The sequence below is a fragment of the Streptococcus timonensis genome (assembly GCF_047463455.1).
In the GTDB taxonomy this organism is placed as follows: Bacteria; Bacillota; Bacilli; order Lactobacillales; family Streptococcaceae; genus Streptococcus; species Streptococcus timonensis_B.
This window is the reverse complement of the sequence record NZ_JASHDV010000006.1, coordinates 1-25,412: the sequence shown is the minus strand read 5'-3', so window position 1 is coordinate 25,412 and position 25,412 is coordinate 1. Positions and strand designations below refer to the sequence as shown.

Annotated in this window: 24 protein-coding genes and 2 pseudogenes; 3 read left to right on the top strand and 23 right to left on the bottom strand. The window is 42.6% G+C overall.

Going from position 1 to position 25,412, the window contains the following annotated elements:
- Positions 1-10: 10 nt before the first annotated feature.
- Positions 11-217, bottom strand: a complete 207-nt coding sequence (locus QM847_RS07950; RefSeq protein WP_269798213.1) for a hypothetical protein — start codon at positions 215-217, stop codon at positions 11-13.
- A gap of 270 nt (positions 218-487) precedes the next feature.
- Between QM847_RS07950 and QM847_RS07945 the strand changes: the two genes are divergently transcribed.
- The gene (locus tag QM847_RS07945) at positions 488-721 is read left to right on the top strand and encodes a DNA-dependent RNA polymerase subunit epsilon (protein ID WP_269798214.1); all 234 of its coding nucleotides are present in this window, start codon (positions 488-490) and stop codon (positions 719-721) included.
- Between the two features lies 1 nt (position 722).
- Positions 723-2,405 (top strand): ribonuclease J1, encoded by a 1,683-nt coding sequence (rnjA, locus tag QM847_RS07940; RefSeq protein ID WP_414354904.1) that lies wholly within the window; start codon positions 723-725, stop codon positions 2,403-2,405.
- 41 nt (positions 2,406-2,446) lie between these two features.
- Here rnjA and QM847_RS07935 read toward each other — a convergent pair whose 3' ends face one another.
- The 7 genes from QM847_RS07935 to QM847_RS07905 form a co-directional block, all read right to left on the bottom strand.
- A complete protein-coding gene (locus QM847_RS07935; RefSeq protein ID WP_414354903.1) occupies positions 2,447-3,484 on the bottom strand; it encodes an aldose epimerase family protein in 1,038 nt (345 codons plus the stop codon).
- Positions 3,485-3,497: 13 nt separating this feature from the next.
- Positions 3,498-4,661, bottom strand: coding sequence for an SIS domain-containing protein (locus QM847_RS07930; protein ID WP_414354902.1), 1,164 nt, complete (start codon positions 4,659-4,661; stop codon positions 3,498-3,500).
- Between the two features lie 108 nt (positions 4,662-4,769).
- The gene (locus QM847_RS07925; protein ID WP_250307790.1) at positions 4,770-5,174 is read right to left on the bottom strand and encodes a PTS sugar transporter subunit IIA; all 405 of its coding nucleotides are present in this window, start codon (positions 5,172-5,174) and stop codon (positions 4,770-4,772) included.
- 6 nt (positions 5,175-5,180) lie between these two features.
- Positions 5,181-5,996, bottom strand: coding sequence for a PTS system mannose/fructose/sorbose family transporter subunit IID (locus QM847_RS07920; RefSeq protein ID WP_414354900.1), 816 nt, complete (start codon positions 5,994-5,996; stop codon positions 5,181-5,183).
- Positions 5,983-6,888, bottom strand: a complete 906-nt coding sequence (locus tag QM847_RS07915; RefSeq protein ID WP_414354899.1) for a PTS mannose/fructose/sorbose/N-acetylgalactosamine transporter subunit IIC — start codon at positions 6,886-6,888, stop codon at positions 5,983-5,985. Before QM847_RS07915 ends, QM847_RS07920 begins: the two co-directional genes overlap by 14 nt.
- A gap of 26 nt (positions 6,889-6,914) precedes the next feature.
- On the bottom strand, positions 6,915-7,391 hold the full coding sequence (locus tag QM847_RS07910; RefSeq protein ID WP_414354897.1) for a PTS sugar transporter subunit IIB: 477 nt from the start codon (positions 7,389-7,391) through the stop codon (positions 6,915-6,917).
- Complete coding sequence (locus QM847_RS07905) at positions 7,388-9,175, bottom strand: glycoside hydrolase family 35 protein (protein WP_414354896.1); 1,788 nt, start codon at positions 9,173-9,175, stop codon at positions 7,388-7,390. Before QM847_RS07905 ends, QM847_RS07910 begins: the two co-directional genes overlap by 4 nt.
- A 321-nt stretch (positions 9,176-9,496) precedes the next feature.
- On the opposite strand from QM847_RS07905, the gene QM847_RS07900 reads away from it, so the two are divergent.
- Positions 9,497-10,213 (top strand): GntR family transcriptional regulator, encoded by a 717-nt coding sequence (locus tag QM847_RS07900; protein ID WP_142559029.1) that lies wholly within the window; start codon positions 9,497-9,499, stop codon positions 10,211-10,213.
- Between the two features lie 169 nt (positions 10,214-10,382).
- Here QM847_RS07900 and purB read toward each other — a convergent pair whose 3' ends face one another.
- The 15 genes and pseudogenes from purB to QM847_RS07825 all read right to left on the bottom strand — a co-directional run.
- Positions 10,383-11,681 carry an adenylosuccinate lyase gene (purB, locus tag QM847_RS07895; protein ID WP_414354894.1) on the bottom strand — a complete coding sequence of 433 codons (1,299 nt, stop codon included), beginning with the start codon at positions 11,679-11,681 and terminating at the stop codon, positions 10,383-10,385.
- A 47-nt stretch (positions 11,682-11,728) separates the two neighbouring features.
- On the bottom strand, positions 11,729-11,956 hold the full coding sequence (locus QM847_RS07890; RefSeq protein ID WP_414354892.1) for a phosphoribosylaminoimidazole carboxylase: 228 nt from the start codon (positions 11,954-11,956) through the stop codon (positions 11,729-11,731).
- 9 nt (positions 11,957-11,965) lie between these two features.
- Complete coding sequence (gene purK / locus QM847_RS07885) at positions 11,966-13,057, bottom strand: 5-(carboxyamino)imidazole ribonucleotide synthase (RefSeq protein WP_414354890.1); 1,092 nt, start codon at positions 13,055-13,057, stop codon at positions 11,966-11,968.
- Positions 13,044-13,532 (bottom strand): 5-(carboxyamino)imidazole ribonucleotide mutase, encoded by a 489-nt coding sequence (gene purE / locus QM847_RS07880; RefSeq protein WP_414354888.1) that lies wholly within the window; start codon positions 13,530-13,532, stop codon positions 13,044-13,046. The genes purK and purE overlap by 14 nt, the downstream gene beginning before the upstream one ends.
- Positions 13,533-13,563: 31 nt before the next feature.
- A complete protein-coding gene (locus tag QM847_RS07875; protein WP_080980075.1) occupies positions 13,564-13,680 on the bottom strand; it encodes a phosphoribosylaminoimidazole carboxylase in 117 nt (38 codons plus the stop codon).
- Positions 13,681-13,769: 89 nt separating this feature from the next.
- Positions 13,770-15,032, bottom strand: a complete 1,263-nt coding sequence (gene purD, locus QM847_RS07870) for a phosphoribosylamine--glycine ligase (protein ID WP_414354885.1) — start codon at positions 15,030-15,032, stop codon at positions 13,770-13,772.
- A gap of 121 nt (positions 15,033-15,153) precedes the next feature.
- Positions 15,154-16,701, bottom strand: coding sequence for a bifunctional phosphoribosylaminoimidazolecarboxamide formyltransferase/IMP cyclohydrolase (gene purH, locus QM847_RS07865; RefSeq protein ID WP_414354883.1), 1,548 nt, complete (start codon positions 16,699-16,701; stop codon positions 15,154-15,156).
- 53 nt (positions 16,702-16,754) lie between these two features.
- Positions 16,755-16,925 (bottom strand): hypothetical protein, encoded by a 171-nt coding sequence (locus QM847_RS07860; RefSeq protein ID WP_414354881.1) that lies wholly within the window; start codon positions 16,923-16,925, stop codon positions 16,755-16,757.
- A 25-nt stretch (positions 16,926-16,950) separates the two neighbouring features.
- Positions 16,951-17,925 carry a hypothetical protein gene (locus tag QM847_RS07855; RefSeq protein WP_414354880.1) on the bottom strand — a complete coding sequence of 325 codons (975 nt, stop codon included), beginning with the start codon at positions 17,923-17,925 and terminating at the stop codon, positions 16,951-16,953.
- A 3-nt stretch (positions 17,926-17,928) separates the two neighbouring features.
- Positions 17,929-18,483, bottom strand: coding sequence for a phosphoribosylglycinamide formyltransferase (gene purN, locus QM847_RS07850; protein WP_414354878.1), 555 nt, complete (start codon positions 18,481-18,483; stop codon positions 17,929-17,931).
- Positions 18,483-19,505 carry a phosphoribosylformylglycinamidine cyclo-ligase gene (gene purM / locus QM847_RS07845; RefSeq protein ID WP_414354876.1) on the bottom strand — a complete coding sequence of 341 codons (1,023 nt, stop codon included), beginning with the start codon at positions 19,503-19,505 and terminating at the stop codon, positions 18,483-18,485. The genes purN and purM overlap by 1 nt, the downstream gene beginning before the upstream one ends.
- Positions 19,506-19,738: 233 nt before the next feature.
- Complete coding sequence (gene purF / locus QM847_RS07840; RefSeq protein ID WP_414354874.1) at positions 19,739-21,178, bottom strand: amidophosphoribosyltransferase; 1,440 nt, start codon at positions 21,176-21,178, stop codon at positions 19,739-19,741.
- A gap of 141 nt (positions 21,179-21,319) precedes the next feature.
- The gene (locus QM847_RS07835) at positions 21,320-25,045 is read right to left on the bottom strand and encodes a phosphoribosylformylglycinamidine synthase (protein ID WP_269798230.1); all 3,726 of its coding nucleotides are present in this window, start codon (positions 25,043-25,045) and stop codon (positions 21,320-21,322) included.
- Between the two features lie 55 nt (positions 25,046-25,100).
- Positions 25,101-25,169, bottom strand: a pseudogene (locus tag QM847_RS07830) (phosphoribosylaminoimidazolesuccinocarboxamide synthase); the annotation flags it as partial.
- Positions 25,170-25,245: 76 nt separating this feature from the next.
- Positions 25,246-25,314, bottom strand: a pseudogene (locus QM847_RS07825) (phosphoribosylaminoimidazolesuccinocarboxamide synthase); the annotation flags it as partial.
- Positions 25,315-25,412: the final 98 nt, after the last annotated feature.

Below are 25,412 nucleotides of genomic sequence, written 5' to 3'. Positions count from 1 at the left end.
GGACAAGTGCTCAAGAATTCAAACCAAAGTAAAATACAAACCAGACCACATAGGTCACAAGAAGAAGGAAAAACGAATACAGAGTCACGAAGCCAATCTTCCATAGGAATTTGGCTTTCCGATGCTCTAGCAGAGTATACAAAACATTGCCACCGTAAACACAGGCAACGAATACCGCAAAGACCAGAAGACGAATGATAATAGCTATTTGAAACATATCGCACCCTCCTTAATAAAGAAAAACCTCTTTTCTATCTTTATTATAGCATTTGAATCTGAGGTCTTCAAATACTTATACAAGGCAAAATGAAATGTACTTCACGCTCCTTACTTTCAGGTTTCCCCTCTTTTACTAATTCCCCTTTTTATGTTATAATTGAAATAATTGTAACGAATCAAGGTCAATCTAGACACAAAATGAACTGAAATGAAAGAGCTTCAAGCTAAGAATTTTGAATAAAGTGACCTGAAAAAAGAAAGGAAATACATGATATACAAAGTTTTTTATCAAGAAACAAAAGACCGTAGCCCACGTCGTGAAACAACACGATCACTATACTTAGACATCGATGCTAGCTCAGAACTTGAGGGACGTATCATTGCTCGCCAACTTGTTGAAAAAAACCGTCCAGAATACAACGTAGAATATATCGAACTCTTGTCTGATAAACTACTTGACTACGAAAAAGAAACTGGCGCATTCGAAATTACGGAGTTCTAATATGGCCTACACTCTTAAACCAGAAGAAGTCGGCGTTTTTGCTATCGGTGGTCTAGGAGAAATCGGGAAAAATACCTACGGTATTGAGTACCAAGATGAGATTATTATTGTCGATGCTGGGATTAAATTCCCAGAGGACGATCTACTTGGTATCGACTATGTTATCCCTGACTACTCTTATATTGTTGAAAATATTGACCGCGTCAAAGCTCTCTTAATTACCCACGGACACGAAGACCATATCGGAGGGATTCCTTTCTTGCTCAAGCAAGCTAACATCCCAATCTATGCAGGGCCTCTTGCACTCGCTTTAATCCGCGGAAAACTTGAAGAGCATGGTCTTCTACGCAATGCTACACTTCACGAAATCAACAGCAACACAGAGTTGACATTTAAAAATCTTAAGGCAACCTTCTTTAGAACAACCCACTCTATCCCCGAACCTTTGGGAATTGTTATCCATACACCTCAGGGTAAAATTATCTGTACAGGTGACTTCAAGTTTGACTTCACACCAGTTGGTGAACCTGCAGACTTGCACCGCATGGCAGCTCTAGGTGAAGAGGGTGTTCTTTGTCTCTTGTCTGACTCAACTAATGCTGAAGTACCAACCTTTACAAACTCAGAAAAAGTTGTTGGTCAATCCATCATGAAGATTATTCAAGATATCGAAGGACGCATCATTTTTGCATCCTTTGCCTCAAATATCTTCCGTCTCCAGCAGGCTACTGATGCTGCTGTCAAGACTGGCCGTAAGATTGCTGTCTTTGGACGTTCAATGGAAAAAGCTATTGTCAACGGGATTGAACTTGGCTATATCAAGGCACCAAAGGGAACCTTTATCGAACCTAATCAGGTTAAGGATTACCCAGCTGGAGAAGTATTGATTCTATGTACAGGTAGCCAAGGGGAGCCTATGGCAGCCCTCTCTCGTATCGCTAACGGAACCCACCGTCAAGTGCAGTTACAACCTGGTGATACGGTTATCTTCTCTTCTAGCCCAATTCCTGGAAACACCACTAGCGTAAACAAACTGATTAACACTATCTCAGAAGCTGGTGTTGAAGTCATTCACGGTAAAATCAATAATATCCATACCTCTGGACACGGTGGTCAGCAAGAACAAAAACTCATGCTTCGCTTGATTCAACCTAAGTACTTCATGCCAGTTCACGGTGAGTATCGTATGCAAAAAATTCATGCTGGTTTGGCTGTTGATACTGGAGTTGAAAAAGACAATATCTTTATCATGAGCAACGGAGATGTTCTTGCCCTTACTGCAGACTCTGCTCGCATCGCAGGTCATTTCAATGCCCAAGATATCTATGTCGATGGAAATCGTATCGGTGAAATTGGGGCCGCAGTCCTAAAAGACCGTCGTGACCTATCCGAAGATGGTGTCGTGCTTGCTGTCGCAACAGTAGACTTCAAGACACAGATGATTATTTCTGGTCCAGATATTCTCAGTCGTGGTTTCGTCTACATGCGTGAATCGGGTGACCTTATTCGTCAAAGCCAACGCATTCTTTTTAACGCTATTCGTATCGCTTTGAAAAACAAGGATGCCAGCATCCAATCTGTCAACGGTGCTATCGTTAACGCTATTCGCCCATTCCTTTATGAAAATACTGAACGTGAACCAATCATCATTCCGATGATTCTCACACCAGATGAAGAAGAATAAAATAAAACTCTCTGAAGCTTAAAAGCTTTAGAGAGTTTTTCTTATTTAACAATAATCTCGTAACGAGTTTTGCTAGCAAAAGTTTGACCTGCTTTGAGAATCACTTGATTTTTAAGGTCGCTGTGAATGGCATCTGGTAGAGCCTGTGCTTCAAGAGCAATCCCATTGTGCTGAATCATTGGTTGACCAGCGATGATGACACTCTCATCCACAAAGTTTGCTGTATAAACTACAAAGCATGGAGCTTCAGTTTTAAAGAGCATGAAACGTCCTGACTTTTGATCATAAAGGAAACCAGCATTGTCATGTCCTTTAGGAAGAGCAAATGGGTGATCCAAGCCAGATACGATTTGGATTTGCTCATCTTCTTCTGAAAAGATATCTTTCAACAAGGCACCATTGTAGATATGTTTGACTACATCTCGGTTAGCATCTGGAGTTTTTGCAGGTACACCGTCAGGAGCAATGGGATAAATCCCCTCAGTGTTTAATTGGAAGACATGACGGTCAATAGTCTGAGTAAAATCACCTGATAAGTTAAAGTAGCTGTGATTGGTTGGATTAACAAGCGTATCCTGGTCTGTCGTCACCTTATAGCTGACTTCGTAGGCCTCATTTTCTTCTAGTTTGTAGCTAATCCAAATCTTAAGATTACCTGGGAAGCCTCCTGTCCCGTCTGTTCTTTCTGTATAAAGTGTCAAACCATGGTCGCTCACCTCGACTAGTTCAAACAAGCTAGAATCCCAACCTGTTGAACCGCTGTGGTTACAGTTGCTAGCATTGTTGACTTCGAGGTTATAGGTTTTACCATTAAGCTCAAATGTCGCACCTGCGATACGACCTGCAACTGGACCTACACTCGCTCCATGTTTAGGACTGTTACCTACATAGCTGTCAAAATCATCAAAGCCTAGGATAACATTGGCAAAATTACCAGCCTTATCAGGAGTTACATAGCGTAGAATCGTTGCACCATAGGTCATGATTTCCAGTTGGTAGCCTGCTTCTGTTTCAAAGCGATAAGCGACAACATCCTTGTCATCAACTTTCCCAAATACACGTTCTGTGTATGTTTTCATCCTTTTCTCCTTATTATTTGAATTCGTGAATAATAACACCTTGAACGACGCGGTTTACGGTACCTGTAGGTGATGGTGTATCAGGTCTGTTTCCAACCTTAAGCGAAGTCAAGAGAGCAAATAATTGACCATAAACAATATAAGGGAATACACGGTAAACGTCATTCAAGACACCGCCACAGCCAAGTGCTACTTCCTTAACGTTTTCAAGACCAAAAGCTTGATCACTCAAGAGAACAACGCGACGAGCGATTTGGTCCCCTGCAACTTCACGAACCAAGTCTAAGTCGTACTTACGAGTATAGTCTGTTGTAGTACCAAAGACTAAAACTACAGTATCTTCATTGATAAGAGATTTTGGACCGTGACGGAAGCCAACTGGGCTTTCATACATAGTCGCAACTTGACCAGCAGTCAATTCCAAAATTTTCAGTTGTGCTTCATGAGCAAGACCGAAGAATGGACCTGCACCTAAGTAAATCACTCGGTTAAAGTCTAGGTCAACCAACTCTTTCACATCTGCCACATTGTCAAGAACTTTACGAGCAAGACTAGAAAGCACTTCAAAACGTTCAGCTTTAACAGCAAATTCAGTTGGATCAAAGACCAAAAGTGCTGTCAACATCATAGAAGTAAAGCTTGATGTCATTGCAAATCCAGCGTCATTTGAAGCTGCAGGTTGCAAGAGCAATAGATTACGATCATCTCCATGTGCTTGAAGAGCCAATTCTCCTTCCGCGGCACAAGTAATGGTCACTTGATAAAGCTCATCAACTAAGGCCTTGGCCAAGTCAACTGTTGCTACACTTTCCGGTGAGTTTCCACTACGAGCAAAGGACACTAAAACCGTAGGTACTTCCTTTTTCAAATAAGTCTGTGGATTGGCCACGATATCAGTCGTCGCAATAGCATTGAAGTTCCACTTGCGCTCGTCATAAACTTCTTTGAAATAGGGAACAAGTGTGTCTCCGACATAGGCAGAAGTCCCTGCACCAGTCAGGATAACCTTGATGTAGTCATGTTTGTCTGCAATTCCTTGCAAAAAGGCAGCAATTTCTTCACGTTTTTCTTGGTAAGCTTCAAATGCTTCTTTCCAAACATCTGGTTGTTGGTAAATCTCGCGTGTGGTGATCTCTGCTCCCAACTCAAGCAATTCTTCTTTTGTATAATCTAGCATTGAAAACCTCTAATCTGTTCTTTTTTATAAAAATATGGGAATGGGAGTTGACCCCATTCCCATCAATATGCTATGAAAGCTATTTTAGCATTTTTAAGGTGTTATATCTTATTCATCTTCATCGTCATCGAAGCTTGCTAACAAGTCATTTACTTTCACAATGCTTTCTGATGCACGATTTTTGTAATCAGCATCGATGCCTGTTAGGCTTGCATTGATAAATTCAATGACCATCGGAAGATTCATCCCTGCATACAGTTCAATGTCACGACCTTCCATAATCAGACGGCTCACCACGTTACATGGTGTTCCACCAAGAAGATCTGCAAAGACTAGGAAATCATCCAATCCTTCAACAGCAGCTTCAAATTTAGCAGTAAATTCTTCTGGCCCATCTTCTGGAAGAAGAGCTACCGCATGAATGTTGTCTTGTGGTCCCATAATCATCTCTGTGCTACCTTTAAGTTCTTCACAGAAACGACCGTGACTCACTAAAATTAGTGATTTAGTCATAATCAATTACATTCCAAGTACAAATTTGCCGATGAATGAAAGTCCAACTGCAAGAGCAATGATGATACCGATTGCTTTAGTTGAGTTCATACCTTTCTTACCAAGCAACCAGAAGATGAATGCTGTGAAGATTGCTGGAAGCAAGCGTGGGAAGATTGAGTTCAAGATGTCTTGGAAGTCAATCATTTTCTCACCGATTGGCAATTTGTAAGAAATTTCAAAGTTGATCATTGTTGCTACAAGAGCACCCATCATGAATACACCAAGTACAGATGCAGCTTCAATCAAAGCTGTCAAAGTACTTTGCATGTTGTTGATAAGGTTAACCCCTTCTTTGTATGCAAATTCCAACTGTTTCCAACGGAAGATGTCATACGCTACTGCAACTGCGATCCAAAGGAAGATACCCCAAGGTTGACCAGCGATAGCCATTGTTGCAGCGATAGATCCCATGATAGCAGGTACAAGTGAACCAAAGATAGTATCTCCAAGAGGAGCGAATGGTCCCATCAAACCTGTCTTGATACCGTTAACCGCATCTTTTGAGCCAACGCCATCTTTTTCTTCCATGGCAAGGTCAAAACCAACGATGATAGTGTGGAAGAATGGTGAAGTGTTGAAGAATTGAGTATGAACTTTCATCATTTCTTTCAACTCAGGAGTTCCATCTCCATACATTTTACGCAATTGTGGCAAGATCATGTAAAGGTAACCTGATGCTTGCATACGTTCGTAGTTCCATCCTAATTGGAAAGTGAACAAGCTACGTTTGTTAATTTGATTAAAATCTTCTTTTGTTAATTTGTAATTAGAATTCGTCATCTTCAATTTCCCCACTTTCTGATGGTGTAGAAGGTGCTGCTACAGCAACTTTTTGGCTGTTCTTGAAGTGAACAACTGCAAGGAAGATACCCACGATAGAGATACCAATCATAGACAATCCTTTGAAGTTGTTAACAAAGCCAATTTTTTCAGCAACGTCAGCAGGAAGAGTGCCAATGATACCAGCAACTGCTCCACCAAGACCTGTTACGTATGAGTAAAGTACAGTCAACATAGCTGTCAAACCGAATCCCATAGCAAGGTAGTGAAGGTTACGTTTAACTGGAAGGTAACGAAGTAAGATAGCAAATCCAAGACCTGGAAGCATACGACCTGCAAGAGTCAAACCGTCAGCAATCCATTGGTATTCTTTAACAAGGTTTACAACACCTTGTACGAATTCTCCACCAAAAGCAAGGGCGAAGAATACTGGAAGGGCACGAGAAAGAGCCCAAGGAACTGCACCAAGAAGGTAGTTGCGTTCGATTGCTGCATAGTCAAAGCGTTCGATTGCCGCATCCACACGGTGAGCGAAGAATGTTGTAGTCATACGACCAAGTACGTCGAAGTAAGTCAAAAGTGCCGCTACTGGTACAGCGATTGTAGTGATCGCAAGATCTGTTTCGATACCTTGTGAAACTGAGAAAGCTGTCGCAAGAACCGCACCAGAAGTTGCGTCGATACGAGAAGCACCACCGAAGGTACCTACCCCAAGGACAAATAACTGCAAGCTACCACCGATAAACAAACCGGTTGCCACATCTCCCATGACTAAACCAGTAATGAATCCGGCAAATACAGGGGAACCTGCAGATGAAACGATCGTCAACTCATCACAGATTTGATAAGCTGAGTAGAGCGTGAGTAGTAAAATTTGCCACCATTGTATCATAACAATGACCTCCTAAAAATTTTTTCCTATTTTAATAAGCTCAAAAAGTCTGAAACTGGATCATTTGGAACCATTTGAGCAGTAAGTTTTACACCTTTTTCCGCTAATTTACGGAAATCTTCTACATCTTTATCTACTACGTTGATAGAACGTGTGATAGGACGTGTTTCTGGTGTTTGAGACATATTACCGACATTGAGAGTTTCAAGCGGCACACCCGCTTCTACCAAACCGAGGAAACGGTCTGGTTTTCTAGCAACGATTAAAACACGTTGGCTATCGTATTTGCCAGCAAGAATGTTTGCTGCAGCTTTATCAATCGGCAAGATACTAAGTTTTACACCTGGCGGTGTCGCAAGTTTCAATCCACTCTTTTCAACATCGTTATTCACAACATCGTTGTCTACAACCATGATACGTGAAACATTCAGTTTTGCAGACCATAGATTGGCTACTTGCCCGTGGATTAAACGTCCATCGATACGGCATCCTACAATTGTCATAAATTTTCCCCCTTTATTTGTTTGAATTTTGGTTTACATGTTAATTGTATGTGTTCCTTATGTTCCCCTTCTGTTTCAAAGATAATGATGCGGTTAGCACCCTCCTTGAGATAGCTGTGTGGAATATAAAGAGATAAGGTTGGGCCGACATTCCAGAAACGTCCTAGATGGTGGCCGTTGACATAGGCAATCCCTTTACCAAACTCAGATAAGTCTAAGTAGGTATCCTTCGGCACCTCGACTTCAAAGTCGTAGGCGTAAAAGGCAGGCTGTCCTTCCGCCCATCCTTTAGTAAAATTAATCTTCTCAGGATTATCAAGTGGAAGCGGATATTGTTTCCAATTCAACATGAAGTGTAAGTCCTTGCAGACACCCGTACGAATTCCTTTGCGTTGAGTATCTGCTAAGAATTTATGTCCATAATTGACACGCCCCATATTTTCAATTAGTATATCAAAACAAGATAGCGTTTTCTTTTTACCTTGAACGAAGATATCTTCACCAATTTCAGTCTGGTACTGAGTTGCAACCCATTTCCCATCTACAAATAGCTGAGCTCTATCGCGTCCGTCAATAATTCGAATGCGTTCTTCATCTGCATCCCAACTTGCTTCCGTACGATAGAGTTGGTAGCCGTAACATTGTCCTAGCTCTTCCATTTTCTTAGGGTAGAGACTTTCAATCGGACTTGTCAGGCTATCCAAGGTTTCAAACAAGGAAACTTTTTCAACTAGCGGAATTGCTTCTACTTCCATACTCTCTTTGTAAAGCGGTTCAGATTGCGGATACTCAGGATAGTAAGTCGCCAGCATTTCTTTCACTGCGAAATATTTAGCAGTTGGGTTTCCGGCTTCATCAAGAAGAGCGTCATAATCATAAGATGTCACCTGTGGCAAGTCAATGGTTCCTCGAGCAGAACAACCATTCATAAAGCCAAAGTTTGTCCCACCATGGAACATGTAAAGATTGATCGAACCGTGCTTTAATACCTCGTGGACTGCTTCAGCCAATTCCTCGGGATCTCGTTTGATGACTGGTTCTTTCCATCGATTAAACCATCCGTCCCAGAATTCCATACACATGAGTGGCCATTTTTTCCCATACTCATCAAAGAACTCTTGCATCTGCGAGAAGTTGTAATCAGCTCTAGAACCAAAGTTCCCAGTTACTAAGATATCGTCTTCAATTAAGGTCCCAGCTTTTAAAGTAGCTCTCCACGGACCATCTGATGTAAAGAGCGGGCAGATAACTCCGCGCTCTTCCATCAAGCGTCGGATTTCTCTCAAATAGGTTTTGTCCTCACCGTAGGAGCCATACTCATTTTCAACCTGCATCATGAGAATATTCCCGCCATTTTCGAGTTGTCTCGAAACCAAGTGCGGAAGTAAGTGGTCATAGTAGCGACCAACCATCTCGATATAAGCTGGGCAAGATGAACGAATGCGCATATCCTTATTCAGGAGCCAAGCTGGCAAACCACCAAATTCCCATTCGGCACAGATAAATGGAGAAGGGCGTACAATAGCATATAAGCCTAAGTCCTGTGCAAGTTGAAGAAATCTTCCTATATCAAGATTCCCTTCAAAATCGAATGTTCCTTCGGTTGGTTCATGCATATTCCATGGAACGTATGTTTCAACGGTATTGAAACCTAAAGCTTTGAGATTATAAAGCGAATGATACCAATCTTCTTTAGGGACTCTAAAATAATGAATTGCACCAGACAAAATCTTAAATGGTTCCCCATTTAGATAGAAATGATCTTCAATTTCAAATCTAGTCATTCTACCTCCCTATTTTTATAAAGTTTGCGCTTTCACTTATTGTTATATCAACTATATAACAATAAGGAGGTATTGTCAATACTTTTTGAAAGTTTATTTAAAATTTTTTCTTTTTTTTACTGTATTTTTCTAATAATAATCCCATAAAAATTTAAAAAACTATTTTTAAATAGTAACCTATATATATTTGTATTTGTGATTTATTTATATCTATTTTGACTTCTTGGTCTGTTTTTTTGATTTTTTTAGGAGTATTTCCTATTATTTTCAAAACTTTTATGTTAAAATCAAAATAGGAGAAGGAAATAACGAGGTAAAATTATGGCAATTCCAAAGTATCAATATATTAAAGACGAATTAAAAAATAAAATCATTTCAGGCCAATTCGCTAGTGGTGATAAGTTTTATACTGAGGCTGAATTGATTGCTATGTATGATGTTAGCTCGATTACAGTCGTACGCGCCTTGAATGATTTGGCTAAGGATGGCTACATCGTCCGCCAACAAGGTAAAGGGACTTTCGTAGCTCGTGCACGTAAACATAAGCTAGTTGAGTTTTCTGATGTCGAAATCTTTGAAACAAAAGATGATAAGGTAACTGTTCTTTCTATCGAACGCGGCAATAAATTGAAGTATCTTTCAAAATTGGGCTTACGTGGAGATCAGTTCTACTACAAGATTGAACGTATCCGTGAATCAAATGGTATCATCTATATCTACCACAACTCGTACATCCCTGAACAGTATATCAACGCTAACTATCCAAACCTTGACTACTATAACTCTATCTATAAACGTTTCAAGTTGGACTACCATATCCACATGAACGATGAGCATTTTGAAGAGATTAACGAGATTGTATTCCCTACTCCTGAAAATGTTGCTTCTAAGTTAGGAATTGACCCTCAGTTCCCAACAGTCTATCAAACAAAGACTACTCAACTCGAGTCAACAGGTCAGGTGCTCGAATACATCGAAACTTATAAACGTTCTGATTTCTACAAAATCAAATTCCTATCATGTAATCGTGATCATTAATCAATTAAAAAACCTAAAACTGTGTTTTAGGTTTTTTTATGTACATATTCAATAAAAATGTAAAATTATTAATATCATTACTTGAAGGAACACTAAATTTTTAGTAAAACTTCACTAAATAAGTGAACACTTTAAAAGCGAGATACAATCTCGCTTTTTTGTTTTATAATTAGTCGCCAAGGCCAATACGTTCGAAGATGTCATCCACTCGTTTGGTGTAATAAGTTGGGTTGAAGATTTCATCGATTTCTTCTTGAGTCAGACGTGAAGTTACTTCTGGATCTGCTTCAAGAAGTGGTTTGAAGTCTACTTGGTTATCCCATGATTGAGCTGTCTTCGGTTGAACAAGGTCGTATGCTTGCTCACGTGTCATGCCTTTTTCAATCAAAGTCAGCATGGCACGTTGGCTGAAGATCAAACCAAATGTAGAGTTCATATTGCGAATCATGTTTTCTGGGAAGACTGTCAAGTTCTTAACGATGTTTCCGAAACGGTTAAGCATGTAGTCAATCAAGATGGTTGTGTCTGGTGCGATGATACGCTCAGCTGATGAGTGAGAGATATCCCGTTCGTGCCAAAGGGCTACGTTTTCATAAGCGGTTACCATGTGACCACGGATAACACGCGCAAGACCTGTCATGTTTTCAGAACCGATAGGGTTACGTTTGTGAGGCATAGCAGATGACCCTTTTTGACCTTTAGCAAAGAACTCTTCCACTTCACGTTGTTCAGATTTTTGAAGACCACGGATCTCCGTTGCCATACGCTCGATAGAAGTCGCGATGCTCGCAAGAACTGCAAAGTATTCAGCGTGAAGGTCACGAGGAAGCACTTGTGTAGAGATTTCTTGAGCACGGATACCCAATTTGTCGCAGACGTATTTTTCAACGAATGGTGGGATGTTGGCAAAGTTCCCAACCGCACCAGAAATTTTACCAGCTTCCACACCAGCAGCTGCATGCTCGAAACGCTCGATGTTGCGCTTCATTTCGCTGTACCAAGTTGCCAATTTAAGACCAAAAGTTGTCGGTTCAGCGTGCACACCGTGGGTACGGCCCATCATGATGGTGAACTTGTGCTCTTTGGCTTTATCAGCGATGATGTTGAGGAAATTTTCAAGATCCTTGCGGATGATGTCATTGGCTTGTTTGTAGAGGTAACCGTAGGCAGTATCGACCACGTCAGTAGAAGTCAAACCATAGTGAACCCACTTACGCTCTTCTCCAAGAGTCTCAGAAACCGCACGTGTGAAAGCCACCACATCGTGACGAGTCTCCTGCTCGATTTCCAAAATACGGTCGATGTCAAAGTCCGCTTTTTCACGAATCAAAGCCACATCTTCCTTAGGGATTTCTCCCAATTCAGCCCATGCCTCATCAGCCAAGATTTCCACCTCAAGCCAAGCACGGTATTTATTTTCTTCAGTCCAAATGTTCGCCATTTCAGGGCGAGAGTAACGGTTGATCATGTTTTTAATTTTTCCTTTCTTTTGATGTTTAACGACTAGGAGTCGTTTTATTCAAATTCTTCTTTCCCAATAAACACAGACGGATAGTGATCTAGTGTATTCAAATCCGTATCCAGCGGGACATCATAGATTGCTAAATAGTTTTCGGGGTATTGTGTAACTAGTTCTTCATATTTAGCTTGTACCTTATCTTGGTCAGCACTAGCAAACATGACTTCGACAACTGCTCCAGTCTTATCCTTTTCAACAAATGCGTTGACGATAATTTGTATCATAGGTTTCTTCTAAAAATCAATTCCCTTCCCAAACTCATCCACACTATCCGGCACATCACTAAACAAAGTCACATGTCCCATTTTGCGGTTGTGCTTCGCTTCTATTTTACCATACATGTGGAGGTGGGCGCTTGGATTTTCTGCGACATACTTTTCAGCAAGCTCGACATGCTGTCCGAGAACGTTGAGCATGACTGCTGGGGCATGTAGTTTGATGTCTGGCAATGGTGCTCCCAGAACACCCAGAATATGAGTGTCAAACTGAGAAAAGTCGCAGGCTTCGATTGAGTAGTGACCTGAATTGTGTGGGCGAGGCGCGATTTCGTTGACAATGATGTCATCAGCCGTCACAAACATTTCCACGCAAAGAGTTCCAGAAAGGTTCAGTTGTTCTGCAATTCGTACTGCCATAACTTTGGCTTTTTCGGCTAGACTTTCTGAAATGCGAGCAGGCACAATTGTTTTTGAAAGAATATTGTTGCGGTGGATATTTTCCTGAACTGGGAAAACTGTCACGTCCTTGCCATTACCAGACACGATGACTGAAATCTCAAGGTCAAAGTTGACAAATTCCTCCAAAACACAGGCTGCAGAATCAGCCAACACATAGGCTTCTTCCAAATCTGCTTCTGAGCGAATGACCTTCTGACCATGGCCATCGTAGCCACCAGTCGCCGTCTTGAGGACATAGTTTTTCGATAGGTCAATATCTGCCAAGTCTTGGCTTGAGGTTACGACCTTGTAAGGGGCCACAGTGACTTGTGCTTTGCTGGAAAGAAAGTTCTTCTCAAAAATGCGATTTTGGGAAATGCGGAGTAGGTCTGTTCCTTGTGGGAGATGACCGTCTTTGATAACGGCATCCAAACCGTCAGCATCGACATTTTCAAATTCATAAGTGAGAACATCACAGCGGTCCGCCAACTGACGAAGAGCATCCACATCATTATAAGGAGCCACGATAATTTCCGCTACGCGAGAGGCCGGGCAATCCGCCGCAGGATCCAGCGCGATAACCTTATGCCCCATGTAGATAGCAGAAATGGCCATCATTTGACCAAGCTGACCACCACCGATAATTCCGATTGTTTTAGATGAGCTCATTTGTAGACTCCTCTGCGATTTTTCCTTGCTCTTCTGCGAAATTTGCCAAAGCTGTTGCGACAGCCTGATCCTCTACTGATAGGAGACGGAGGGCAAAGAGAGCAGCGTTGGTCGCACCTGCTTCACCTATCGCCATTGTCGCTACTGGCACACCACCTGGCATCTGAACGATAGAATAAAGAGAATCCACACCGCTAAGAGCACGCGATTTAACTGGCACACCGATGACTGGAAGTGTAGTCTTGGCTGCTACCATCCCTGGCAAGTGAGCAGCGCCACCAGCACCTGCGATGATAACCTTGATGCCACGGCTACGCGCTTCTTCCGCATGTTTGAACATGAGGTCCGGTGTACGGTGGGCAGAGACAACCTTCTTTTCGTAGGCTACACCGAAACGGTCTAGGACTTCTGTTGTTTTTTGCATGGTTGCCCAGTCGGATTTTGAGCCCATGATGATGGAAATTACTGGTTTCATTTTTAATCCTTTTTCTTCCTTTTTTTGACAATCACCTTAGGTTGTGAGGGACGGCAGCAGCCACCAAAGGTGTCTCATGCCTAAATCGGAAGCCCAAGGTCTTCCGATTTCCCTGAACGATCGGCTTATAATCCAATCGTTCTTTCACAACAGCGGTGATTGCTCTATATCAGCTCGCTAATGCTCGCAGATTAAACGACCATTATCGGGTTTGGCGACTCAGTCGCTTTTGAAATTTTATTTGTTCGCCTTGCTACCGATATCCGTACGATAGAAGAGGCCTTCTGTGTTTTGGTTGTTGAGTTCGCCGTAGATGGTTTCTTGGACCTCTTTGACGGTATCGGCTGTGGTGACGAGCATGTAGACACGTCCGCCGTTTGATAGCAGTTCTCTGCTATTTTCCGCAAATTTAGCTCCAGCATAGTAGGTGATGATGTCGCCTTCTGTCTTGGCTGGAAGCTTGACACCCTTTGCATAATCTAGTGGGTAGCCGTTTGAGGCTACAACCACGCCTAGTGTCACACCCTTGTCCGTCCAAGTGATGGCTGGCTCTTTGCCTTCCAAAATGTCAGTGATGTTTTGTGCAAAGTCAGATGTCAAACGAGGCAAGATGATTTGCGTCTCAGGGTCTCCAAAACGAGCGTTAAACTCGATGACTTTGGGTCCATCAGCTGTCAGGATAAGCCCCGCATAAAGAACACCCAGATAAGGACGCCCTTCTTGGATCATGCCCTCAAGGACTGGCTTGACAATAGTGTCAACCGCTGTGTCAACTACGCTCTGTGGCAAGTGAGGAACTGGCGCATATGCACCCATCCCACCAGTGTTAGGACCTTTGTCGCCATCGTAGGCACGCTTGTGATCCTGAGCCGTTGGCATGATGTAGAACTTGTCCCCATTGACAAAGGCAAAGAGAGAGAACTCTTCTCCGTCAAGGAATTCCTCGATGACCACACGCGCACCTGAGTCACCAAATTTATTATCCAAAAGCATCTCGTGAGCAGCTTCGACGGCTTGCTCGACTGTCTCCGCAACGACGACACCTTTTCCAAGGGCCAAACCGTCTGCCTTAACTACGATTGGAGCTCCTTTTTCTTCGATGTAGGCCTTGGCTTCCTCGAAATCTGAGAAGGTGCCATAGGCTGCTGTCGGAACATCATATTTGACCATGATTTCCTTAGCAAAATCCTTGGACCACTCAAGCTCAGCCGCAGCTTTAGTCGGACCAAAAGCCTTGAAACCAGCTTTATTAAAATCATCCACGATACCAGCCGCAAGGGCATCATCTGGCCCGATAAAGGACCAAGCTATATCGTTGGCTTTTGCGAAATCAATCAATTTAGAATGTTCGGAAATAGAGATATTTACCAATTCCAGACCATCCAGAGTCATCCCGTCATTTCCAGGAGCTACAAAGACTTTTTCAACGTCTTTTGACTCAAGCAACTTCTTAGCAATGGCATGTTCACGACCACCTGAGCCAACAACTAACAGTTTCATCTCTCAACCTCTTTTGCGAATTATTTACTATCATTATACCATAAACGTTCGTTTTAATCTTGTTTCGTTTCGCTTTTAAAGCAAAAAAAGGAAAGAAACTGTTTTCTTCCCTTTTATTTTCTTAATGTCTAAAATGTCTCACTCCTGTGAAGATCATAGTCAAGCCGTATTTATCAGCAGCTTCGATAGACTCTTGGTCACGGACTGAGCCTCCTGGCTGGATGATGGCCTTGATACCTGCCTTAGCGATTTCTTCCACATTATCCGCAAATGGGAAGAAGGCATCTGAAGCAAGAACAGCGCCGTCAAGGCGGTTTTTAGCTTGGTCAATAGCAATACGAACTGAAGCCACACGGTTAGTTTGACCTGGGCCAACACCAAGTGTCATGTGGTCATTAGTCACGATGATTCCGTTTGATTTGACATACTTGATAGCCTTCCAAGCAAACTCAAGAGCTGTCGCTTCTGTCTCAGTTGGTTGACGTTTGGTAACCACTTGCCAGTCAGCTGGACTTTCTTTCACAACGTCTTGGTTTTGAACGAGAAGACCACCAACAACACCAGTGTATTCTGCTTCCACTTCACTAGCATCTTGAGCGTCAAATGGCAAGGCAAGGATACGCAAGTTTTTCTTCTTAGTTGTCAAGATTTCAAGCGCTTCGTCAGAATAGCTTGGCGCGATGATGATTTCAAGGAAAACGCCGTGCATCTTCTCAGCTGTCGCAGCATCTACCTCACGGTTAAGAACGACGATTCCACCAAAGATAGACACTGGATCAGACTCATAAGCGTAGTCCCAAGCAGTCTCGATGTCATCAGCCTGACCGATTCCACATGGGTTCATGTGTTTCAACGCCACAACGGTTGGACGGTCTTTGAAATCACGGATGATCCTGATTGCTGCATCCGCGTCACGGATATTGTTGAAGGACAATTCCTTCCCGTTGAGCTGTTTCGCTGAAGCAATCGAATAGTCAGTCGGTAAAGCTTTTTGGTAGAAATCTGCATCTTGTTGAGGGTTTTCACCGTAACGCATTGGTTGCTTAAGGTCATAAGTCAAAGTGAGTTTCTCAGGTTTACTTTCCCCTACTTGAGCTGTGAAGTATTCTGCAATCAAGGCATCGTAAGCCGCTGTGTGACGGAATACTTTTGCTGCCAAACGTTGGCGAGTTTCGTAAGAGGTTTCACCGTTTGCTGCCAATTCGTCCAAAACTACAGCGTAGTCAGCAGGATCTACCACAACTGTGACGCTAGCGTGGTTCTTCGCTGCAGAACGAAGCATAGATGGACCACCGATATCGATGTTTTCAACTGCATCAGCGTAAGTCACGTCTGGTTTGAGGATGGTTTCCTTAAATGGGTAAAGGTTGACTACTACAAGGTCGATCAATTCGATATTATTATCCTTAGCAGCTTCTAGGTGACTATCAAGGTCACGACGAGCGAGGAGGCCTCCGTGGATATTTGGGTGGAGGGTCTTGACACGACCGTCCATCATTTCTGGGAAACCCGTCACATCGTCGATGGCGATAGTGTCTACCCCAGCATTGTCAAGGGCAACTTTAGTACCACCTGTTGAGATAATGTCCCAACCGAGTTTTTTTAGTTCTTGGGCAAATTCAACAATACCCGCTTTGTCTGAGACTGAAATAAGTGCTCGTTTTGTCATGTTCATTTCTCTTTTCATTTTTTTAAGTGGATTGACAACTAAGGTCAAATAGCCTACTGTTTATTTTTGCCTAGTCTGGCGACCATTAGGATGACCCCAATCCCAACCAGTACTGTTACTACAAACTTGCCTTCATTAGGAAGATCCGGCAAGACAAGATTAACAGCCAAGCGCAGGCAGATTGCAAGTAAGATGAGCAATAGCCATTCTTTCCATTTAGTCATAAATTTCCCTTTTTCTGTTTATTCATTACTGAAAGCTAACATTGATATCGGCCGAATACTCTTGAACCCCTTGGAAAAAGTCATAACTTTCATCTTGTTTATTGATTCGATGAGTAACTTCGACAGTTTGTTTACTCTTACCTTTTGCCCCCAAGGCTACTATACTTGATGAACGAGACAAAAAAGCAAGCAAGAGGAAGAAGGGGTTGATAGAATAGTATCTACTTGAGTTGGCAATGACGATTTTCTTAGCCTTTCGCAAATCGATTATACCGAAGCTTTGGCCAAATGATACCAAATGATCTTTATAAATGGCCAGGCCAACTTTTCGATCCAGATAAGAAGCCCCAGACTCCATGCTTTGGAGTTGGTCCATTAATTCAGGATAGAGGGCAAAAAATTCTTTAGCTTGATGTTTGGCACGCCGACATTGGATGAAAATATAGATATTCGGAGCTGTTGCAAAGACTAGATAAATCAGAGCTCCAACCCCAAAAGCGATTAAGGAACTTTGAAATTGATCCTCCAGGTCTGTGATTGAAAAATAATCATCCTCAAAGTACAAACGAATTTCCTTGTCGACATCAGGAGACTTGCTCACTTCCTTGACAACCGCTTGGATTGTTGGATTGGACTTAGAGCCATTTCGGCTCCCTAGAACCCTCTGTGGATTTTGTTGCAACTGATCAGCGTTGCCCAACAGAGATTTTGTCTCGTCTTTATTTGGATCCGCCTGAAGGATAAAATAATTGGTCAGCTGCTCTGATAGACTATATCCTGCTATATAGAGATTGGTCCCATCAATATCTGTCTTGATTGGGTTGGGATCAATATAACTAATACCAATATAACTATTTCCTCTCACTGACATCCAACCACTATCATGCGTTTTGATGGAGTCTTTAAATAGACCCCAAGTAAAAACAACTGATAAAAAAGCGATAAACGCAGACAAGAGAAGGGCTGCTTTCCCGTTTTTACCCAAATATCTTACTTTCATTTTCTACTTCCTCTCCACTCCCAAACTATCCAAAACTTCTGGATAGAGCTGGTATTCTGTTTCATGGATGCGGAATTCAAAACTCTCAAGAGTATCATCAGCCAATCTTGGTACACGAACCTGTTTAACAACCTGACCTGTATCAACACCTGAGTCAACCCAATGAATGGTCACACCGGACTGATTAACCCCAGCATTCCAAGCATCCTCAATACCATGAGCACCTGGAAATTCAGGGAGATAGGCTGGGTGAATATTGATGATACGGCCTTCATAAGCTGCTAAAAGGGTTGGCCCAACGATTTTCATATAACCCGCCAGACAAACTAAGTCAATCTGGTGCTCATTCAAAAGCTCGACAATGGTCCTTTCGTAATCTGCCTTGCTCTCAAATTCTTTGAGCTCAAAAGCATAGGACGGAACCCCAAGTTTTTCTGCACGTTCAAGGACGTAGGCATCCCTATGGTCCGAAAAGACAAACTCAACTGGAAATTGTTCTGCAATGACCTGAAAGTTTGAACCATTCCCAGAAGCAAAAATAGCAATTTTTTTAGCCATTATTTGATCACCACACTTGCATCTGCCTTCTTCACAATTTGACCGATTTCATAAACTGGCTCGTCAAGTAGTTCCTTGACACGCTCTACATTTTGAGGGCTAACTGCGAGCATAAGCCCTACACCCATGTTGAAGATTTCAAACATTTCCTCATGCTTGATTTCACCGTATTTTTCAAGAGCTTTGAAGATTGGCAAGACTGGTACCTTGTCTTCCTCAATCTCTGCAGCTAGGTTGTCTGCGAACATACGTGGTACGTTCTCGATAAAGCCACCACCTGTGATGTGGGCAATGCCGTTGACCAATCCTTCTCTGATAAGAGGCAAAACAGCCTTGACATAGATGCGAGTAGGTTCGAGAAGGACTTCCTTGAGTTTTTTGCCTTCCAATTCTGGCAAGACTTCCTCACCTGTGTAGTCCGCAAAGACACGACGCACGAGTGAGTAACCATTTGAGTGGATACCACTGGAAGCAAGTCCGAGAAGCACGTCTCCCTCTGCTACTTTTGAACCGTCGATGATTTGACTTTTTTCAGCTACACCAACTGCAAAACCAGCTAGGTCATAGTCATCTTCACCATACATACCAGGCATTTCAGCAGTTTCTCCACCAATGAGGGCAGCTCCGGCTTGAACACAGCCTTCTGCAACACCAGCAACGACTTGTTCTAGTTTAGCTGGTTCATTTTTACCTGTTGCAATATAGTCAAGGAAGTAGAGAGGCTCAGCACCTGCAGCGATGATATCGTTGACACACATAGCCACACAATCCTGACCGATTGTATCGTGCTTATCGTACTTGATGGCCAGCATGAGCTTAGTTCCGACTCCGTCAGTCCCTGAGATCAGGACAGGCTCTTTGACACCTGTCTTCGAAAGATCAAACATACCACCAAAACCACCAAGAGCTCCCATAACACCCGCACGCTCCGTACGAGCAACGTGTTTTTTGATTCGTTCAACAACCTCATAACCCGCTTCAACATCCACACCAGACTGCGCATAGGCATTTTTATTCGTCATTTTATTCATTCCTTTTCTTTTTTTGAGAAAGACTGCGAAATATTTTTAGATAAACAATTATTTTATCTAAAAATACTAGTCAGGTCTCTAGTTTTGGTCCCATAGGAGAAAGCGTCTACTGACAAATGCTTCAGCTTTTAGTCAGTAGTGAGACGTGGCGCATAAGCATTCTTATTTGTCATTTTGTTTTTTTCCTTTTCCTTTGCTTCTCTGGAGAATTTTTCTTCTACCAATTAATAAAAACTCGTCTTATCCCCCAGGCTTCTACGATATTCTTCTTCGTAATCATAGAGAGGCGTTGGGTAATCCCCGTCAAAGTAAGACACGCAGAGACCACCATTCGGTGCATCTGTTTCAATACCGATAGAGTCAATCAAGCCTTCAATAGATAGATAGGTTAGACTGTCTGCGCCAATGATTTGGCAGGTTTCTTCTACCGTATGATTAGCTGCTATCAACTCTTGACGAGTCTGGATATCAATTCCGTAGAAACAAGGATAGGCTAGAGCTGGACTTCCGATAGCAACGTGAACTTCAGAAGCACCAGCTTCCTTCAAGAGTTGGACGATGCGACGAGAAGTTGTACCACGGACAATGGAGTCATCGACCATAACAACACGTTTGCCTTTAACAACACCAGAAACAGCAGATAGCTTCATACGAACCCCCTGCTCGCGTAACTCTTGAGTTGGTTGGATAAAGGTGCGTTGGGTGTACTGATTCTTGATGAGACCCATTTCATTTGGCAGACCTGATTCTTCGGCAAAGCCCATAGCTGCACTGAGTGAGGAATTGGGTACCCCCACCACAATATCCGCCTCATGCTTAAATTCACGGGCTAGCTGGGCTCCCATTCTCTTTCGAGCTGTATGGACATTAACTCCATGGATATTAGAGTCGGGACGTGCAAAGTAGATATACTCCATGGAACAGATAGCTAATTGAGTTTCATCTGTATAACTATCATACTGGATACCACTATCATCAATAATGACAATCTCACCAGGTTTCACATCACGAATCCACTCTGCTCCAATAACCTCAAAAGCACAGGTTTCAGAAGAAACAACCACTGCTCCATTAGCTAATTTCCCGATAGAAAGGGGACGGAAACCATTTGGATCTAAAGCTGCAATCAGCTTATCTTCAAACATTAAGAGGTAGGCAAAACCACCTTTGACAAGGCTGAGCGCTTCTTTGACTTTCCCCATCAGGCTTGGATTGTGACTTCGGCGAATCAAATGAGCCAGAATCTCTGAATCAGAGGTCGAGCTAAAAATTGCTCCTCTTTGTTCTAGTTCTGTCTTTAGAGATGCAGCATTGGTCAAATTCCCATTATGAGCCAAACCAAACTGCATATCATGAAAGCGAAAGAAGAAGGGTTGAATATTGTCAACAGACGCTTCTCCAGCAGTCGCATAACGCACATGTCCAATAGCTCCTGCTCCTGTCAGTTTATCCAATTTCGCTGGATTTCTAAAAACTTCTGATAGGAGCCCCATATCACGATGGCGTTTCAATTTTCCTTGATCATTAGAGAGAATACCTGCCCCCTCCTGACCGCGGTGTTGAAGACTATGGAGTCCAAAATAAGTTAATTTAGCAGCTTCGGGATGACCCCAAATACCAAACACGCCACATTCCTCATTAAGAGATTTTACTTCGTATGTCATTTTTTATACCTAATTTATATTTATGTATCATTCCTTTAGTAGCAGGAACGCTCTCAACAACAAATCATTTGCAATTATCGCAAGTTAAGTCTACTTGATTTTAGATTTACTGATGATTATCTATTAGAAAATCTACAAATCTTATTTCCCAGTAAAGTATTTCACAGCTGATGCAAAGAGATGTTGGTCTTTATTTCCTGGAATATTTTGGAAGAGACCGTCTTCAAAACGTTCTGAGTGACCCATCTTCCCAATGATTTGACCGTTCTTACTTGTAATACCTTCGATAGCATTGACAGATCCGTTAGGATTGTATTTTGAATCCATGCTTGGTTTACCGTCAAAGTCAACATATTGGGTAAAGATTTGACCATTGTCACGAAGCTCTGCGAATTCCTCGGCTGTCACGACAAACTTCCCTTCACCGTGTGATACTGGGATGGCATGGATGTCACCAACCTTCACTCCAGCAAGCCATGGTGAGTTGGTGTTAGCAATACGTGTTTCCACCATCTTCGCCACGTGCTGGTTGGCATCATTGTAGAAGAGAGTTGGGCTCGTACTGCTTGCATCTTCAAAGTTACCGTATGGAAGGAGACCTGATTTGACAAGAGCTTGGAATCCGTTACAGATACCAATGATTAATCCACCACTTTCGATGAAGCTATCGATAGCTTCACGCACTTTTTCGTTAAGCAAGATATTAACGATAAATTTAGCTGATCCATCTGGTTCATCGGCTGCTGAGAAGCCACCGGCAAAGAAGAGAATATTGGCTTTCTCTATGTTGTCAACCATGGTCTCAACAGATTTGACAATCGCTTCTTCGTTGAGTGTGACAAATGGTACCAAGTTGACTTTCGCACCTTCTTTTTCAAAGGCCTTAGCGGAGTCATATTCTGAGTTGGTACCTGGGAATACTGGAATGTAAACCACTGGTGTCTCAACTGTTTCTTTAGCTTTGATCACAACATCTGACGTTACAGCAGGCACTTCTTCGATTTCAGTTGCCTGTGCAAATTCCGTTGGGTAAACTTCTTCCAATTTACCTTGGAAGGCACTGTCAAGTTTGTGTCCATCAAGCGTTACACCATTGACAACTAGTGTAAAGTCAGTTTCTGTTTGTCCAATCTTGGCAACACCTGCAATTTCTTCAGGCGATGTGAAGATGAATCCACCTAATTGAGCTGTCAAGCTAGTGTCAAGGTCAGCTAATTCAACGTTAGCTCCGATATGGTTACCAAATGTTGCAAGGGCAAGAGCTTCAACCACACCACCATATTTAACAGCTGATGCAGCTGTCACTTTGTGGTCAGCTTGGATAGCTTCAAATTGAGTAAAGTTAGATTTAATAAGATCGAAGTCAATTTCTTGTGCCAAAGCTTGACCAGGAATGTAGTAAATATTCTCACCAGCAGCTTTGAATTCTGGAGAAAGAACCTTACGGCTATCTGCAGTTGTGACACCAAAAGCAACCAAGGTTGGTGGTACGGTTAATTCTTCAAAGGTACCAGACATAGAGTCTTTCCCACCGATAGATGGCAAACCAAGTTGAATCTGAGCTTCAATGGATCCAAGAAGAGCTGCTACTGGTTGACCAAAACGCTCTGCTTGTTTATCCATCCGCTCGAAGTATTCTTGATAAGAGAATCGAGCCTTAGACCAGTTGGCACCAGCAGCAACCAAACGAGCGGTTGCTTCGATGACTGCATAAGCCGCACCATGATATGGAGACCATTCGGCGATATAAGGGTTGAACCCTTGCGCCATAACAGAAGCAGTTGTTGTCACGCCATGTTGAACTGGCAATTTCTGTACAGAAGCTTCCGTTGGTGTGATTTGATAGCGACCTCCAAGTGGGTGATTGACTGTTGAACGACCAACTGAGCTATCAAAGATGGTTTGTAGCCCTTTTTGACTAGCATGGTTGAGGTCAGACAAGACTTTGATAGTATCAAATTCCAGTGTTTCAGCAGATGTTTGACGTTCTTCTGGAAGCTTGACATCCTTGTCAAGCACCTTAGCATCTACGACTACACGCACACCGTTCGTATCAAGGAAACGACGTTCCAAATCAACGATAGTTTCGCCATTCCAGTGCATAACAAGATTTGGTTTTTCAGTCACTGTCGCAACGACAACAGCATCAATGTTTTCCTTGTTACATTCTGCTATGAAGGCATCTACATCTTCTGGACGAACTACCACGGCCATCCGTTCTTGAGATTCAGAGATAGCAATTTCTGTACCATTCAAGCCTTGATATTTAAGAGGCACCTTGTTAAGGTTGATTTCAAGACCATCTGCTAATTCACCGATAGCCACACAGACCCCACCAGCACCAAAGTCATTTGATTTCTTGATAAGACGTGTCACTTCCCCATTACGGAAAAGACGTTGAATCTTACGTTCTTCAATGGCGTTCCCTTTTTGAACCTCAGCACCAGCTGTTTCAACAGATTCAACCGTTTGAACTTTAGAAGAACCTGTCGCACCACCGACACCGTCACGTCCAGTTTTACCACCGAGGAGGATAATAGCGTCGCCAGCTTCCGGTTTTTCACGGACCACATTGCCCTTAGGAGCCGCACCAACAACTGCACCTAGCTCCATCCGCTTAGCAACGAAACCTGGGTGGAAGTATTCACGAACGTAAGTTGTTGCAAGACCAATTTGGTTACCGTATGAAGAATAACCGTGAGCCGCTGTTTTAGAAATGACTTGTTGTGGCAATTTACCAGCACGAGTTTCAGCAATTGGTGTTGTAATATCACCAGCACCTGAGATACGCATAGCTTGGTAAACGTATGAACGACCTGACAATGGGTCACGAATAGCCCCACCGATACAAGTAGCCGCTCCACCAAATGGTTCAATTTCCGTTGGGTGGTTGTGAGTTTCATTTTTGAACATGAGAAGCCATGGTTCTTTGACACCATTGACATCCACCTCAATTTCAACTGAGCAGGCATTGATTTCATCAGATACTTCCATGTCATCCAAACGACCATTAGCACGCTCATAACGACCAAAAATAGTCGCCATATCCATCAAGGTCTGAGGTTTTTCCGTACGTCCCAACTCATCACGCATGGCGATATATTTGTCATAAGTCGCTTGCAATTGTTTTTGGAATTTAGAAGCTGAGAAGTCGATGTTTTTCAACTCAGTTTCGAAAGTGGTGTGACGACAGTGGTCAGACCAGTAAGTATCCAAGACCTTCAGTTCCGTCTCAGTTGGCACCCGTCCAATAGACTTGAAGTAATCTTGAATGAAGAGAAGATCATCCACTTCCATGGCCAAGCCTTGCTCAGCCTTATACTGTGCAAAATCTTCTGCAGTATATGTTTCAAAGAAATCCAAGCTTGGAATGGTCTTGTCAGACTCAGAGAAATCCTGTTTCGCAATACCAACAGTGATATCTTTGAAACGAGAATCCACTGGATTCAAGAGGTAGTTCTTGACAGCTTCCAACTCATTCACATCAATATCCTTGTTAACCAAGTAGAGTTGTGCTGTATTAACCGTTACATCATTTGAACTACCAAGCAACAGCAAAGCTTCCTGTGAAGAAGCTGCACGTTGGTCAAATTGACCAGGCAAGCTTTCGATAGCAAAGAAAGTATAATTCTCAAGATCAGCCTGAACCGCAGCTTCATCTAAAACAGTATCGGTCACTTGCTCAGAGAAGATGTGTTTTTCCGCACGCGCAAACAAATCCTCTGCCAAATTAAAGACATCGTAAACCTGAACAATACGAAGATCCTTCAAGGTTTTCAACTGAAGATTATGCTGCAATTCCTTTACTAAAGAGTCCGATTTCACACGAAAATCAGCTTTTTTCTCAACGAAAATACGTTTATCCATTTTCTTTCCTTTATCTATTTCTATTTAAAAATTGTAGTGACGACCAAGTAAAACTTTACTTCAATCCCTGCAGTTTTTCCCAAACAATCTCGTAAACGTCGGTTAATTCACCTAGACCTCTACGGAGTGTAAAGGTCCGGGGGACCTTTGCAGCCTGAGTCCATACATCTGAGAGACGAAGGTTTTCCGTTTCTAACAGCTTATTTCAAAGCTTGCAATTTTTCCCAGACAATCTCGTAGACGTCGGTTAATTCACCTAGACCTCTACGGAGTGTAAAGGTCCGGGGGACCTTTGCAGCCTGAGTCCATACATCTGAGAGACGAAGGTTTTCCGTTTCTAACAGCTTATTTCAAAGCTTGCAATTTT